The 13,529-nt window shown below is 63.4% G+C and carries 17 protein-coding genes and 1 tRNA gene; 10 read left to right on the top strand and 8 right to left on the bottom strand.

The genetic code is table 11. The features are described 5' to 3' along the window. The first annotated feature begins 270 nt into the window (after positions 1-270). Entirely contained in the window at positions 271-1,245 is a 975-nt protein-coding gene (locus tag E2L06_RS06315) for an aldo/keto reductase (RefSeq protein ID WP_138779680.1), read from the top strand. 28 nt (positions 1,246-1,273) lie between these two features. Here E2L06_RS06315 and E2L06_RS06310 read toward each other — a convergent pair whose 3' ends face one another. From E2L06_RS06310 to E2L06_RS06295, 4 genes are all read right to left on the bottom strand, one after another. Further along, positions 1,274-2,170: a universal stress protein gene (locus tag E2L06_RS06310; protein WP_138779678.1), complete on the bottom strand. Its 897-nt coding sequence runs from the start codon at positions 2,168-2,170 to the stop codon at positions 1,274-1,276. 264 nt (positions 2,171-2,434) lie between these two features. Further along, positions 2,435-2,974 carry a CBS domain-containing protein gene (locus E2L06_RS06305; protein WP_138779667.1) on the bottom strand — a complete coding sequence of 180 codons (540 nt, stop codon included), beginning with the start codon at positions 2,972-2,974 and terminating at the stop codon, positions 2,435-2,437. Positions 2,975-3,042: 68 nt separating this feature from the next. After that, positions 3,043-3,633, bottom strand: coding sequence for a hypothetical protein (locus E2L06_RS06300; protein WP_138779665.1), 591 nt, complete (start codon positions 3,631-3,633; stop codon positions 3,043-3,045). Positions 3,634-3,825: 192 nt separating this feature from the next. After that, on the bottom strand, positions 3,826-4,182 hold the full coding sequence (locus tag E2L06_RS06295) for a DUF555 domain-containing protein (protein ID WP_138782511.1): 357 nt from the start codon (positions 4,180-4,182) through the stop codon (positions 3,826-3,828). A gap of 307 nt (positions 4,183-4,489) precedes the next feature. Between E2L06_RS06295 and E2L06_RS21765 the strand changes: the two genes are divergently transcribed. Then, the gene (locus E2L06_RS21765; RefSeq protein WP_171052318.1) at positions 4,490-4,660 is read left to right on the top strand and encodes a hypothetical protein; all 171 of its coding nucleotides are present in this window, start codon (positions 4,490-4,492) and stop codon (positions 4,658-4,660) included. Positions 4,661-4,820: 160 nt separating this feature from the next. Next, positions 4,821-5,552 (top strand): archaeal proteasome endopeptidase complex subunit beta, encoded by a 732-nt coding sequence (gene psmB, locus E2L06_RS06290; RefSeq protein WP_008010010.1) that lies wholly within the window; start codon positions 4,821-4,823, stop codon positions 5,550-5,552. Positions 5,553-5,696: 144 nt separating this feature from the next. Here psmB and E2L06_RS06285 read toward each other — a convergent pair whose 3' ends face one another. Continuing rightward, positions 5,697-6,821 carry a Gfo/Idh/MocA family protein gene (locus E2L06_RS06285; RefSeq protein ID WP_138779663.1) on the bottom strand — a complete coding sequence of 375 codons (1,125 nt, stop codon included), beginning with the start codon at positions 6,819-6,821 and terminating at the stop codon, positions 5,697-5,699. A 350-nt stretch (positions 6,822-7,171) separates the two neighbouring features. On the opposite strand from E2L06_RS06285, the gene E2L06_RS06280 reads away from it, so the two are divergent. Next, complete coding sequence (locus tag E2L06_RS06280) at positions 7,172-7,867, top strand: ThuA domain-containing protein (protein ID WP_138779661.1); 696 nt, start codon at positions 7,172-7,174, stop codon at positions 7,865-7,867. Here the strand turns inward: E2L06_RS06280 and E2L06_RS06275 are convergent. Then, positions 7,864-8,715, bottom strand: coding sequence for a translation initiation factor eIF-2B (locus E2L06_RS06275; RefSeq protein WP_138779659.1), 852 nt, complete (start codon positions 8,713-8,715; stop codon positions 7,864-7,866). The two genes, E2L06_RS06280 and E2L06_RS06275, sit on opposite strands and share 4 nt — an antisense overlap. A gap of 80 nt (positions 8,716-8,795) precedes the next feature. Next, positions 8,796-9,119 (bottom strand): DUF5783 family protein, encoded by a 324-nt coding sequence (locus E2L06_RS06270; RefSeq protein WP_138779657.1) that lies wholly within the window; start codon positions 9,117-9,119, stop codon positions 8,796-8,798. A gap of 115 nt (positions 9,120-9,234) precedes the next feature. On the opposite strand from E2L06_RS06270, the gene E2L06_RS06265 reads away from it, so the two are divergent. The 3 genes from E2L06_RS06265 to E2L06_RS06255 all read left to right on the top strand — a co-directional run bounded on the left by E2L06_RS06265 (position 9,235) and on the right by E2L06_RS06255 (position 11,533). After that, positions 9,235-9,555: a hypothetical protein gene (locus E2L06_RS06265; protein ID WP_138779655.1), complete on the top strand. Its 321-nt coding sequence runs from the start codon at positions 9,235-9,237 to the stop codon at positions 9,553-9,555. A 174-nt stretch (positions 9,556-9,729) separates the two neighbouring features. After that, positions 9,730-10,803: an Mrp/NBP35 family ATP-binding protein gene (locus tag E2L06_RS06260; RefSeq protein ID WP_138779653.1), complete on the top strand. Its 1,074-nt coding sequence runs from the start codon at positions 9,730-9,732 to the stop codon at positions 10,801-10,803. Positions 10,804-10,930: 127 nt separating this feature from the next. Further along, the gene (locus E2L06_RS06255) at positions 10,931-11,533 is read left to right on the top strand and encodes a uracil-DNA glycosylase family protein (RefSeq protein WP_138782510.1); all 603 of its coding nucleotides are present in this window, start codon (positions 10,931-10,933) and stop codon (positions 11,531-11,533) included. Between the two features lie 22 nt (positions 11,534-11,555). Here E2L06_RS06255 and E2L06_RS06250 read toward each other — a convergent pair whose 3' ends face one another. After that, a complete protein-coding gene (locus E2L06_RS06250; protein WP_138779651.1) occupies positions 11,556-11,774 on the bottom strand; it encodes a hypothetical protein in 219 nt (72 codons plus the stop codon). A gap of 108 nt (positions 11,775-11,882) precedes the next feature. Between E2L06_RS06250 and E2L06_RS06245 the strand changes: the two genes are divergently transcribed. From E2L06_RS06245 to E2L06_RS06235, 3 genes are all read left to right on the top strand, one after another. Next, positions 11,883-12,623, top strand: a complete 741-nt coding sequence (locus E2L06_RS06245; RefSeq protein ID WP_138779649.1) for a DUF2064 domain-containing protein — start codon at positions 11,883-11,885, stop codon at positions 12,621-12,623. A 41-nt stretch (positions 12,624-12,664) separates the two neighbouring features. Beyond that, a tRNA-Ser gene (locus tag E2L06_RS06240) sits at positions 12,665-12,748 on the top strand. 258 nt (positions 12,749-13,006) lie between these two features. Continuing rightward, positions 13,007-13,528: a DUF5804 family protein gene (locus E2L06_RS06235; protein ID WP_138779647.1), complete on the top strand. Its 522-nt coding sequence runs from the start codon at positions 13,007-13,009 to the stop codon at positions 13,526-13,528. Position 13,529: the final 1 nt, after the last annotated feature.

Here is a 13,529-nt window from a genome sequence, read left to right as displayed (position 1 = left end):
GTCACCGCGTTCGCGTCGAAAAACGACACGGCATCCGGACGTTGGTGACCGATCTCCCGATGCCGTCGCGATTAGGTGCGGGTAAACACGTTCTTGATGCGCGAGACGATACCGCTGTCGTCGGTGCGTTTCGTCCCCCGATCGTCGTGTTCGTCCGCCAGTGGCACGCAAACGTACGATCCCGTTCTACTAAAAAATGACGAAGGTACGACAGCTGTCGCCGCTTGCCACACCACGTACTGTTTTTTCGCCCGTCTCCGTACGGCCAGTATGGAGTATACGACCCTCGGTTCGACCGGCATGGAAGTCAGCCGCATCTGTTTGGGCTGCATGAGCTTTGGCTCGAGCGACTGGCTCGAGTGGGTCTTAGACGACGAGGAGAGCAAAGCGATCATCGACCGGGCGATCGACCTGGGAATCAACTTCTTCGATACCGCGAACATGTACTCGAACGGCGAATCAGAGCGGATCTTGGGTGATGCTCTCGAGGGCTACCGCGAGGAGTCTGTCGTCGCCACGAAAGGCTACTTCCAGATGCGCGAGGACGACCCGAACTCGGGTGGGCTCTCCCGGAAGGCGATCGAACAGGAACTCACAGCCAGCCGCGAGCGACTGGGGATGGAGACGATCGACCTCTATCAGATCCACCGCTGGGACGACGACACGCCGATCGAGACGACGCTGCGGGCACTCGACGACGCCGTTCGACGGGGTCACGTCCGCTACATCGGGGCCTCCTCGATGTGGGCCCACCAGTTCGCCGACGCGTTGCACACGAGCGACCGGCTGGGGCTCGAGCGGTTCGTCACGATGCAAAATCACTACAACCTCGTCTACCGCGAGGAGGAACGCGAGATGCTGCCGCTCTGTGCGAAGGAGAACGTGGGTGTCATCCCGTGGTCGCCGCTGGCCCGTGGCTATCTGACGCGGCCCCACGAAGAGATCGACGCGACGACGCGCGGCGAGACCGAGGACCACCTGTACGAACATCCCTATCGCGACGGCGGTGGGCCGGAGATCAACGAACGTGTCGCAGAAGTCGCTGCCGACAAGGGTGCGACGATGGCCCAGATCGGGCTCGCGTGGCTGCTCCACAAAGACTGGGTCGACGCCCCCATCGTCGGGACGACCAGCGTCGAACACCTAGAGCAGGCCGTCGAAGCCCTCGAGATCGACCTCTCTGCGTCAGATATGGCCTATCTCGAAGAACCCTACGAACCGGTTCCGGTATCCGGTCACAGCTAACTCGGGTCGGAGCCGAGCCCAGCGGTTCTTATTCGTCGTCCGCTTCACTCGGGGTAATCGCGAGAATCGGAGCCGATGCGTGTCTGAGCAGCCGCTCGGTCGTGCTTCCGAGCAATAGCCGATCGAGACCGCTTCGGCCGTGGGTCCCCATCACGACCAGATCGATCTCGTGGTCGTCGATGTACTCGAGCAGTTCGGTGCCGGGTCGTCCCTCGAGCACGGCGGTCGTGGCCGCCAGCCCGTCCTCCTGAGCCCGCGCTGCGATCTCGTCCGTCGCGTTCTGGCGCTCGGTCTCGAGGTGTTTCACCATCTCCGTCGGCGGTGAGAGTGTGGGACTGGCCGCCATATCGCCGGTGTCGAGGACAGTGACGGCATGGACGCGTGCGTCCGCCGCGCGTGCGATCTCGAGGCCGTGGTCGACTGCGACCCCTGCAGCGTCGCTGCCGTCGGTCGGCACGAGGATCTCTTCGTAGCCGTCGCTCCGTTCGGCCTGTTCGGTCGCTCGAACGGTCAGGACAGGGAGGTCTGTGCTGCGAACGACGTGTTCGGTGACGCTGCCGGCCACGAAGCGACTCACACCGCTTCGGCCGTGGGTCCCCATCACGATCAGTTCGGCGTCGGTATCTCTCGCGTATGCGAGGATCTTCTTTTTGGGCTTCCCCTCGAGAACTGTAGTCTGAACCGCGATCGAGTCGTCGGCCATCTCCTCGATCGTCTCGACGGCGCGTTCGGCACCGGTCTCGAGTTGATTGATGAACTCTCGACGGACGCTGCCGGAACTGAGCAGGCCACTCGCGGCGCTCGTGTCGACGACGCTGATCGCATGGACCGTGGCGTCGAACCAGTCTGCGAGCGTCAGGGCCTGCTCGGCCGCTCGGACGGCGTGGTCGCTCCCATCTGTTGGGACGAGAATGGTATCGTACATGGAACGGATGTACTCGCGGTTCGCTTCGCAACCGCATAAAGGCGGTTCGACATTCCCGGTCGCTGCAAGTGTCTCTCAAAGCCCGACGTTGGACCGCACCGCAGGATGGAGCCCGACAGCGACTCCGACGAGTAGTGATGTGAGTATGCCGCCGAGGAGGCGGTCATAGTATTCCATGGGGCTTGTTCGGTCCACACTCGAGACGGAAAACTCACTGTCCAATTGCCAGTAGTCGAATGGCAGGTCACGCGGCGGCTGGAGCGATCAGGACAGCCGCGCGGCGATGTCGGCCTCGGTGATGATACCGACGGTTTCGCCGGCTTCGGTAATCATCACGGCCTTGTAGTGCTCGAGCAGGTTGCTGATCTCGTCTAAGGTGGCATCTTTCGAGACGGTCGGGAAGCTCTCGCTCATGTGATCTTCGACGGGTTCGTCGCGGTCGTCCGAGTCGAGGTGGACGAGATCGGTCTGGCTGATCGAGCCGACCGGAATCCCGTCCTGGATGACCGCAAGCTGTGAGTAGGCTTCTTCTTCCATCTTTTGGGCGGCCTCGCTGACGGGGTCGTCGGGAGAGACGTTGACGACGGCCTCGTTCATCAGGTCTTCGGCGCGGATGACGTCGCTTTCGGCCTTTTCCAGGGCGTTGACGATCCGCCGAAGCGTCGAGAGGCGCGGATCGACATCGCCACCCTCGATCCGAGCGATCAACGGCTGGGAGACGTCAGCCGTCTCCGCGAGTTCGCTCTGAGTGAGTCCGAGTTCGGTACGGCGTTGTCTGAGGTCTGCAGGCGTCGGGAGTTCCATATCGAACAATAACTACGGGTTATAGAAAGAACTTTGGGTGGGATTCCCTCCCCAGAGGGACAGCGTGGCTACTCGATACCCTGTATTACTCGAGCGATCGCTCCGCCGACGCTGCCACAGACGAGACCCAACAGTGCCCCGAACAGGAGGACGAGTCCGGCCCATAGAAGAAAAGCAATGACCGTAAGTGGAAACGCCACGGTGAGAAGCAGTGCGCCGATGCCACCCGTCGAGTACGCTCCGAGCCCCACGGCCACGGCGAACAGACAAACGACGACGATCGAACCGGCGACGCCGAGTGCGGTTCCGTACGCTGCACCGCGAAAAACGCTTCCCGACCGGTAGCCGGCGTAGCCGAGGATGGCGATCGCCACCAGCGCGAGCGCGTCGGCCACGTCGCTGGCGGCGACGGCGATCATCCCCACGACACACAGCGTTCCGATCGCGACCTTCGCTCTGGGTCCCATCGACCGGCCGATCGGTCCCACGCTGTCGGCCGACGTCGCCCCCGCTTGGTACGCGTACCCGACCACCATACAGAGGACCACCAGGAAGACGGCTGTCTCGAGATCGGAGGAAACGAGGGCAATAGAGCCCAGAATCACCAGCACGCTCCCGCCCAGTCTGGCCCACGACCGGAGCGACGATCTCTCAGTCATGAAGCATATCTGGACGTACATCTTACTGTGATAAGTCACATTCGATGACTAGAGACCGGTCCCGGCCACGAGGTCTCGTATGCGACCGGTCGTTGGAGCCAGTGTTCGAGATAAACCGATAGAATAGCCGACGCTCACTGGTACTTGCAGCACTGGTCGAACGGCTCGAGCACCGAATCGGCGGGTCCGGTTCTAGTCCTCGTCTTCGGGGACTTCGACGACCTCGACGACCGACAGCGGGACGTCCCGTAGCGCGCCACCGACCTCGCTTTTCGCGATGCGAGAGGCGTGTTCCTCGCCATCGGCGTTGAAGACCTCCATCTCGAGTGCGAGGCCGACGAGTGCGGTGTCGGCGGCGATAAAGGCGGAGTCGAACGGCTCGCCACAGGCTGGACAGCCCGTCGCACCGACCTCGACCTCGACGTAGTCCATGTCTTCGCTGTTGAGTCGCTTCCCGGCTTCGCTGACGGCGACGCCGATCGCGTCGTCGATCTCATCGACGTCACGAACGAGCCATGCCGCTTCCATCGCGACGAGATAATTGCCCATACAGCGTAGTCGGTCCGGGGGGTTTCCTGTCTTGCGGTTCGTCGGCGCTGTCGTCTGCTCGACGCGCGCGCCGCCGATTCGGACGCGCACGTCAATCGGATGATTCCCATAAGTTACGAGAAATCCCCGGATCAATTGCCACCGACATACCCGTACATCGACGCGAGTGTAACTCGAGTTGTGTCTACCGCAACCGTAGTTGAATCGCAAGCAAGCGTTGACCCAACAAGTAGTTAATAATCATTATATATTCCATTCTTCAACAATGCTTATATATGGCCTTCGTCTGAGCCACGACTGAACGCTGATGATATCCCGCGTGTACCACGCGACGCTGTTCGCACTGTACCAGCTCTGTATCGTGGCCGGCATCGCCGCGATGCCGCTTGCGATCGCCGCCCGACAGGCTGGATTCACCCTGCCGATCCACCGCGTCCTCGCCACCGTCGAAGACGCGTACGAAGCCACGCAGCGCTAATCGACGCTGACTGATTTTCGGACTCGCCGACCGACGAGCCACAGGTCCGCGGGCACACGCCGAATCGTCGCTCGAGTGGTCGCTCGCCTCTGCGAACGGAAGCGGAAACGACGGTGGTGACCGCCGGTGTTTTATACCGCCCCGGCGTACGCTTCGGGTAATGCGTACGCCCACACACGACTCCGATTTCTCCCGGACGGTCGACCAGTTGGCCGACGATCCGAACCCCTACGAGCCGGAGCTCGGCTCTCTGCCACAGAACGATCTGACCCAGGCTGATCTGGACAACGTCAACAAGACCGGCACGACGACGATCGGTATCTCGACCGCCGACGGCGTCGTCATCGCGACGGACATGCGCGCCAGCCTCGGCGGCCGGTTCGTCTCGAACAAGAACGTCCAGAAGGTCGAACAGATTCACCCGACCGGTGCACTCACCCTCGTCGGCAGTGTCGGCGGCGCACAGTCGTTCATCTCGAGTCTCCGCGCCGAGGTCAACCTCTACGAGGCCCGACGCGGCGAAGGCATGAGCATCGACGCGCTCGCGACCCTCGCAGGCAACTTCGCCCGCGGCGGCCCGTTCTTCGCCATCCATCCGATCCTGGGCGGCGTCGACGACGAAGGCAGCCACGTTTACAGCATCGACCCCGCCGGCGGCGTCATGGAAGACGACTACACCGTCACCGGCAGCGGGATGCAGCTTGCCTACGGCCACTTAGAGCAGGCTTACGAGGACGACATGTCCAACGAGGAGGCCAAGACGGTCGCCGCGCGCGGCATCAAATCCGCCGTCGAGCGCGACACCGGCTCCGGTAACGGCGTCTTCCTCTGTGAGATCACTGACGAGGGCGTCGACATCCACGGCCACCACGACTTCGACGAAGTCCTCTAAACCGGTCGAAACGGGCGGATTTTCCGATTTTCTCCTGCGACCAGCGGCGGCGCTCTTCGATCAGTTCTCGTCGATACAGTGTTGAATCGCGTTCGAGAGCGTCTGGAATCACATGCCGAAACCTGCGCTTCGAGAAATCGCCGATCAGTCGAGTCGCGTCGCTTCCTCGAGTTGGGCGTCGCTGACGCGAGCGTCGGCGAGCGTCACCGACCGTTCGGCCTCGTTCGAGCGATAAATCGCGTCGATAACGCGCTGGACGGTCAGCGCTTCGTCGATCGTATTGGTCTCCGGTGGGACGCCGGTCGCGACGGTCTCGAGGAACGCCTCGTCCTGTTCGGCATAGCCGGTCAGTGTGTCGTCGGCGCTCATGTCGACGTCGGCGTAGTGGTCGCGACCGACCGTGCCGGCCTCGAGAATCCGCAGATCGGTGTCACCGATGTCGAACTGGGCTCCCGCCTTCGTTCCGCGAACGCGGAAATCCATGCTCTCCTCGCGGTTGGTCGCCCACGCGGCCTCGAGCGAGATCGTCTGGCCGCCGGCACAGCGGATGAAGGCACTGACGGAGTCGTCGACCTCGTAACGTTCGGCGTCGGCGTCCCAGTTGTCGCCGAACCCGTCGGGATCGGCGACCTCCTCGCGCGTGCCGAACGTGGTCCGGGTGACGCCGCTGACTTCCACGATCTCGGGGAAGTCCAGCGCGTAGAGCGCGAGATCGAGGGCGTGAACGCCGATGTCGACTAAGGCACCGCCGCCGGAGAGTTCGGGGTCGGTAAACCACGAGCCGGGGCCGGGGACGCCACGCCGACGAACGTAGTTGGCTTCGACATGGGTGAGCTCGCCAAACCGGTCGCGGGCCCGTTGTTCCTCGAACATCACCATCGACGCCGCGTGGCGGTTGTGGAAGCCGACCATACAGACACCCGCCGATCGAGCCGCCGCCTCGGCGATGCGTTCGGCGCTCTCGAGGGAGTGAGCGAGGGGTTTCTCCACGAGAACGTCCAGCCCCGCCTCGAGGGCTGCGACCGCGATGGGTTCGTGAAAGCGGTTGGGCGTCGTCACGATGACGGCGTCGACTACCTCGTCCGCGACGAGTTCCTCGTGCGTTTCGTAGGTTCGTGCGTCGAACTCGGCGGCGAACCGTTCGCGTTGCTCCGGGACGAGGTCGACGCCGGCGACGACCGTTGCGCCAAGGTCGCGAACGCTTCGCGCGTGGAGTGTTCCCATCCCACCGAGGCCAACGATGCCGACACCGATGTCGTCATCGATCATCGCCACCCCTCCGCGTTCGCTACAGCGAAGCAAAACGTGTCGTGAGAAACCATCGATTTCGCTGTCATTTGAGCTCGATCCCGTTCCATAGGAAGAGGCAGTTGGCGATCGAAATAAGGGTTATGACCGATTAATCTATACAGACGTGCTGTATTTCAATTATTATTATACTATTGTGGTCTCTATTTCAAACTTATTGAATGTGCGTTATCCCCCATTCGACAATTTTTATCTGCAACTGGCTGGAATAATAAATTGGTGGGCTGCTGTTCTCGGTCGGTGGATCGCACTTGCGCAGCCATCCGACGACGACCGACAGTATAAGCCATCGGCGGGTGGAGAGGATTGCCATGGTCGCAGTCACCATCTGGAACGAGTTCCACCACGAACGCGAGGACGACGCGGCCGCTGCCGTCTATCCCGACGGAATCCACGCGACCCTCACCGACGCGCTTGCTATGGACCACGAGGTTCGAACCGCGACGCTTGACGAACCGGACCACGGACTCACCGATGAGGTCCTCGCATCGACTGATGTCTTGTTGTGGTGGGGCCACGACGCCCACGAGGACGTCGACGACGCGGTCGTCGACCGCGTCCAGAAGCGCGTACTCGAGGGCATGGGCTTCGTGCCGCTTCACTCGAGCCACTATTCGAAGCCCTTCAGGCGGCTCATGGGGACGACCTGTAGCCTGCAATATCGCGAAGACGGCGGCACCGAGCGCCTCTGGGTGGTCGATCCCGGCCATCCGATCGCTGACGGCCTCGAGGAAGCGATCGAACTCCCGGAGACGGAGATGTACGGCGAGCCGTTCGACGTACCCGAACCCGACCGGCTAGTGTTCATCAGCTGGTTCGAAGGTGGCGAGGTGTTCCGCAGCGGCTGCTGTTACCGACGCGGAAAGGGACGAATCTTTTATTTCAGACCGGGCCACGAAACGTATCCCATCTACGAGAATGAAGCGGTCCAGCGAGTACTCCGCAATGCGGTCGCGTGGGCTGCCCCGACCGAGGGCTCGCCACGGACGTTCGGCGAACGAGACTAGAACGTCTGGCGGCCTTCGTCCGTAATGACGCTCTCGAGCAGCTCGACTGGCGTCGCGTCGTAGGCGGGGTTTTCCACGTCGAACCCCTCCGCGGGTTCAGCCATGACCTCGCTGGCCGATCGGAACTCGTTTTCGAAGACGAATCCCTCGCCGACGAGCTTCGAGGCCGAGCCGAGGACGGTCACCGGCACGTCCAGTCGGTCGGCCGTCGACGCAATCGGGAACGTGCCGACGCGATTGTAGAGGGTATCGTCGACGATACAGTCCATGCCGACGACGACCCGGTCACACTCCTCGAGATAGAGCCCGTGAGCGCTGTCGGTGATCAGCGTCGTATCGACTCCCTCGAGGTCGGACAGCGCCCGAGCGGTCTTGCGTCCGATATACCGCGGTCGGGCCTCGGTGACGTAGACGTCGAACGTCTTGCCGGCCTCGACCGCCTGCTCGATCGCCTCGAGGACCGTCGAGGAGTAGTCGTGGGTCAGCAGCGTTGCGCCATCCTCGAGGACATCGACGGAGTTTTCGGCCGCTAAGCGCTTGCCGGATTCGATTCGTGCGACAACCTCGTCGATCGTCTCGCTCGTGAGCCGTTTTGCGTCCGCAACGCTGTCGGGATCGGCGTCAGTCACATCGCCGACGATCTCTCGGATGGCGTTTTGCAGGGAGGCATGCGAGGAGTTCGCCCGCCGCAGGACGGTGCCGTTTCGCTCGAGTGCCCGCGTGTATTCCTCGACGGTGGCGAACTCTCGGTCGACCAGTTCCTCGAGGGCCTGCGCCGCGCGAACCGCAACCACCGAGGAGCTGTGCGTCTGCATCTCCTGGATTTCCTCGGCCGTCTCGTCGATCATACTCTGATGGTTTCCCGTCAACGGCAAAGGTGTTCCGGGTGTTGTCACCCGTCGCCGTCATGTGACTTTCGACGTGAACGTTATGCCGTATCGTCGAAGTCGAATCGCTGTCGCAACTCGGCCTCGATTCGGTCGACGAACGTTTCGAGGACGGGCTCGAACTGCGCGTGGTCGGCAACTGCACCGACCCGCTCGCGTGGATTCTCCGGCAGTTCGATGCGGAACTCGCCGTCACCCTCGTAGAACGGCTCGCTCTCGCTCAATATCTGCCGATCGATCGCGCGAAGCACCGTCGAGTCGTACTGGCCGTGGAGCTGTTGGTATGCACTCGAGTACGCTGCCTCGAGTTCCTCGAAGTAGTAGACGTATTTCTCCTCGAACTTTTCGGGGTCGAACTCGGTCATTGCCGTTTCTGGATCCGCGATAGGGTAAACGGTTTGGAACGGACACGCCGTCTCACTCGGCCAGACGATCACCGCCGCCCGCAGGCTTACAGTCTCGAGGTCCCTAGTGCTGTCGATGACCGTCACCGTCCGATACACCTGCCCACACTGCGACGCCGTGGTGAGCGTCGAGCGCCAGCCGGATCTCGCGGATCGATCCGTGACCACGATCCCTCAGCCGGGATGGGAGTACGCGAGTCCGGACGAGGGCTTCGCGGACGCCGATGGAATCGAGTTCCACTGTGGCGAGGACGGTCCGGTTACTGACCTCGAAGGCGAGCCCGTCGAGGGCTGTGGCCGGCCGTTCTATCTGAATTTCGTGCGCTACGAGCAGGGTGTCGAACTCGAGCCGGACCCGCCGACGTACGGCGGGCCGCGGTTCGATTTCAAGGGCTGACTCGGGATCGTCCACGACTGGTCGTAGCAGGGCAGCAACGGCCGGTCACACGCCAGTGAGCGGCCGGAGATAGGCGGCTACGTTTTCCGTGGACAACCTTCTCGTCTCGATCGACATCCCGACGACACCTCAATCGAACACAACCCTTTTCGACGCCGGGCAGTACCTACGAACATGGACGAAGCCGCCGTACGCGACCGTCTCCGGACGGTCGACGATCCCGAACTCGGCGACGATATCGTGTCGCTCGGACTCGTCAACGACATCACCGTCGACGGCGACGAGGTCGACATCGATCTCGCGCTGGGTGCGCCTTACTCCCCGGCCGAGAGCAACATCGCCGCGGAGATTCGCGAGGTTCTGACTGCTGAGGGGATCGACCCGAATCTGACCGCGAGCATTCCCGATCGCGACGACCTCTCGGGCGACGAGCAGGTGCTCCCGAACGTCAAGAACGTCATCGCCGTCGCCTCCGGGAAAGGCGGCGTCGGCAAATCGACCGTCGCGGTCAACCTCGCTGCCGGCCTCTCGCAACTTGGGGCCCGTGTCGGCCTCTTCGACGCCGACGTCTACGGGCCGAATGTCCCGCGGATGGTCGACGCCGACGAGCCGCCGATGGCCACCGAAGACGAGACGCTGGTCCCGCCCGAGAAGTACGGCGTGAAGCTGATGAGCATGGCTTTCCTCACCGGCGAGGACGATCCGGTCATCTGGCGCGGCCCGATGGTCCACAAGGTCATCACCCAGCTTACGGAAGACGTCGAGTGGGGCCATCTCGACTACCTCGTCGTCGACCTCCCGCCGGGGACCGGCGACACCCAGCTGACGATGCTCCAGACCATGCCCGTCACTGGCGCGGTCATCGTCACGACCCCACAGGAGGTCGCCCTCGATGACGCCCGCAAGGGCCTCGAGATGTTCGCCAAACACGACACCGTCGTGCTCGGCATCGCCGAGAACATGTCGACGTTCGCCTGTCCCGACTGTGGCGGCGAACACGACATCTTCGGCTCCGGCGGCGGCGAGGAGTTCGCCGACGAACACGACCTGCCCTTCCTCGGGTCGATCCCGCTCGATCCGGCCGTCCGCGAGGGCGGCGACGGTGGGAAGCCGACGGTGTTGAAAGACGAGGACGGAACCAGCGACGCCTTGCGGACGATCACCGAAAACGTCGCCAACAATACGGGCATCGTCCACCGGCAGGGCATCTCCCAGTACCGACGCAGCGAGGCCGCCTCGTCCGACTGATAACTGCCACCGGCAGGCCGAGGCCGTCGGTCTCGGCTGTGGCGTCGCCGGGCGCGTCGCTTTTGATCTTGCCACCCAAGAGGCGAGTGTGGACGCGAATCAACAGTCTCGAGCGAACCCCTTCGGCATGGACGAGGAGTGTCAGAACTGTCCGGCACTCTGTGAGACGCGCACGCAGGTCGTCCACGGCTACGGCGACGTGGATGCGGACTTCCTGTTCGTCGGCGAACGACCGACGGCCCAGGCGGACGACACCGGCGTTCCGTTTGCCGGCGCAGGTGGCAGCGACGGTGACGGCGGGCTGCGACGGATCCTTGAGCGACTCGGGCTCTGTGACGTAACCGCCCCGGCCGACGAACCCGTCCTCGAGAACGTCTATCTGACACATCTCACCCGCTGTCGCGATTCCGACCGGCAGCCGACCGACGAGGAAATCACTACTTGCGAACCCTATCTCAACGCCGAGATTCGGATGATCAACCCCGAAATCCTCGTTCCCATCGGCGAGCGCGCGCTCGCGGAACTCGGAACGGAGTACACGACGACCCCGGCCGAAGACCTCTCATTGGCTGACGATCACGCCACTCGAATCCGTGGCCGTGGGTTCGAACTGGTCCCCATGATCGCCCCTCGAGAAGGAACCGACGAGCAGACGCAGGCGTGGCTCGAGGCCTTCGCGGACCTGATGGCGACGGATTATCGACAGACGAAAGGACGGCAGGAACGGTAGCGGTCGAAACGAACGCGGTGGATTACCAGTAGGGGTTTGCCCGCCAGCGTTTCGAGCCCACGCCGAGCGCGATCAGCGCTCCCACGGCGATGACCGCGACGACGAGGACGCCGATCGTCGCTGTGACGTACGCACCGGATGCGGCGATGAGCGTGCCATCTGCGAATCCGAAGACACCGATAACTGCCAGCGCCGCGACGACGAGCGTCCCGAGCAGGCCGGCGATCGATAGCTTGTCCATACCGGTCGAAGGCGCTACGCCACTATAATTTGTCACGTTTCGAACTGGGGCGGATGCACGATCCCCGGAAGCGCCGCGTTCAAGAACCGCGCGCCCCGAGTAGCGGGTATGATCGTCGTCGTTCCGGTCACGCCCCCGCGAGAGGGACTCGTGCTCTCGTCGCTCGTCGAGCAGTCGCCGCTGTCGGCTGCCGAGGCGGTCTCGCTCTACGAGACCACTGTCGCCGACGTCCTGTGGGCCGTCGCCTCCAGTGGCGGCGACCTGCTAGTTAACTACCGTGACGCCGACACGCTGCCCGACGGGCACGCTGACGGCGACCCCGAAGCCGAGGTCCGCGCGCTCGTCCTCGACGCGCTCGGCGAGGACGCCGAGGTCCGGTTCGAGCGCCAGGTCGGTTCGAGCCGCGCCGCGCGCGTCGGCAATACCGTCACACATCTGCTCGAGCGCGAGGGAGCCAACAGCGTGGGCGTACTCGAGCCGACAGCCCCGCTGGTGGCTCGCACGGAAATCGACGGCGCGGCGATGTCGCTCCGTCGCTACGACGTCGTGTTAGGCCCGGCCGAGCGGGGCGGGACCTACTTCACTGGCTTTTCGGAGTCCATCGACTTCACGGACGCGTACGCCACGCCAGAACTGTCGACGCTGGCCCAGCAGGCGGCCGACGACGGCCGCGGCGTCGGGTTTGCGCCGATGCTCCCGACCGTAGCCACCCCGACCGGGTTGCAGGCGACCGTCGCGAGACTCGCGGCCCAGCAGGCTGCCGACCGGCCGGGCGCGGAGGCGACGGCGGCGCTCGTCGACGACCTGGGGATTGGCGTTGGTGCGGACGGTGAACTCGAGCGCGAATAGACCGACAACTCTTTTTGAACGTGTGCAGAATCCGAAGGTGAGGTGGGGTGGCAGAGCGGCCCAACGCGCCTGCCTTGAGAGCAGGTGGCTGTCAAGCCTCATGGGTTCAAATCCCATCCCCACCGTTGCTGTCACGAACAACTTTGTGAGCGACAGCGGGGTCGATTGATTTCAACGAGACCAGTCGCGCGCAGCGAAGCGAGCACGTCTGGGCGTGGTTCAAATCCCACCCATTATATCGTTTTTTCGTCATGTTCGCTCGAGTTGCTCGTGAACGCTCGAGCGAGCTGTAACGATGAATGAACCGCAACGTCTCGCGACCGACCACACAAGCCGTCGGAAAGCCGAAACCGACATTACGCCGTCGTACCCACCACAGTATAGTGACCCGCGTCTGTTTGCTCGGCGAGGCCGAGAGCACCCTCCAGTACGAACTGCTCTCCCGGGAGACGGCTCGAGAGGCCCTTGCGACCTACGACCTGACGCGCCCGTTCGAGAACGCCATCGCTCTGCGGACGGTCAGCGTCGGTGCTGCCGTCTCGCTGCTGAACGACCTCGACTGGTATCTGACGCGGTTCGTCGACGAGGCGCTCGTCCAGGAACCCAGCGTCAGCGACACGGAGTGGCTCTCGCGGTCGCTGGCGACCCAGCTTCGAAACGGCGACGTCGAACCCGCCGAGACGGCCGAATTCTGCAAGGTCTATGGCCTCGAGCGGATCGATGCGGCCGACGGCGATGCGGACGACGCAGACGGGAGCGACGACGCAGCACCCGCTGGCGGGCCGCCCTATCGGCTCGTCGAACCGCTGTACGTTCGCCGGACTGGCGGCGAGCTCCCGGCGTACGATCTCAGGGACGTCGAGGATACCCTCGTCGTCCGCGTGACCGAAGCCGAGTTCGCGTGAT

It is taken from the genome of Haloterrigena sp. H1 (genome assembly GCF_005938085.1).
Classification (GTDB): Archaea; Halobacteriota; Halobacteria; order Halobacteriales; family Natrialbaceae; genus Natrinema.
This window is presented reverse-complemented; position numbering and strand designations above follow the sequence as displayed.

Coding starts and splice junctions, on each gene's coding strand:
- E2L06_RS06315 (WP_138779680.1), top strand. CDS start 271: ATGGAGTATACGACCCTCGGTTCGACCGGCATGGAAGTCAGCCGCATC.
- E2L06_RS06310 (WP_138779678.1), bottom strand. CDS start 2,170: ATGTACGATACCATTCTCGTCCCAACAGATGGGAGCGACCACGCCGTC.
- E2L06_RS06305 (WP_138779667.1), bottom strand. CDS start 2,974: ATGGAACTCCCGACGCCTGCAGACCTCAGACAACGCCGTACCGAACTC.
- E2L06_RS06300 (WP_138779665.1), bottom strand. CDS start 3,633: ATGACTGAGAGATCGTCGCTCCGGTCGTGGGCCAGACTGGGCGGGAGC.
- E2L06_RS06295 (WP_138782511.1), bottom strand. CDS start 4,182: ATGGGCAATTATCTCGTCGCGATGGAAGCGGCATGGCTCGTTCGTGAC.
- E2L06_RS21765 (WP_171052318.1), top strand. CDS start 4,490: ATGATATCCCGCGTGTACCACGCGACGCTGTTCGCACTGTACCAGCTC.
- psmB (WP_008010010.1), top strand. CDS start 4,821: ATGCGTACGCCCACACACGACTCCGATTTCTCCCGGACGGTCGACCAG.
- E2L06_RS06285 (WP_138779663.1), bottom strand. CDS start 6,821: ATGATCGATGACGACATCGGTGTCGGCATCGTTGGCCTCGGTGGGATG.
- E2L06_RS06280 (WP_138779661.1), top strand. CDS start 7,172: ATGGTCGCAGTCACCATCTGGAACGAGTTCCACCACGAACGCGAGGAC.
- E2L06_RS06275 (WP_138779659.1), bottom strand. CDS start 8,715: ATGATCGACGAGACGGCCGAGGAAATCCAGGAGATGCAGACGCACAGC.
- E2L06_RS06270 (WP_138779657.1), bottom strand. CDS start 9,119: ATGACCGAGTTCGACCCCGAAAAGTTCGAGGAGAAATACGTCTACTAC.
- E2L06_RS06265 (WP_138779655.1), top strand. CDS start 9,235: ATGACCGTCACCGTCCGATACACCTGCCCACACTGCGACGCCGTGGTG.
- E2L06_RS06260 (WP_138779653.1), top strand. CDS start 9,730: ATGGACGAAGCCGCCGTACGCGACCGTCTCCGGACGGTCGACGATCCC.
- E2L06_RS06255 (WP_138782510.1), top strand. CDS start 10,931: ATGGACGAGGAGTGTCAGAACTGTCCGGCACTCTGTGAGACGCGCACG.
- E2L06_RS06250 (WP_138779651.1), bottom strand. CDS start 11,774: ATGGACAAGCTATCGATCGCCGGCCTGCTCGGGACGCTCGTCGTCGCG.
- E2L06_RS06245 (WP_138779649.1), top strand. CDS start 11,883: ATGATCGTCGTCGTTCCGGTCACGCCCCCGCGAGAGGGACTCGTGCTC.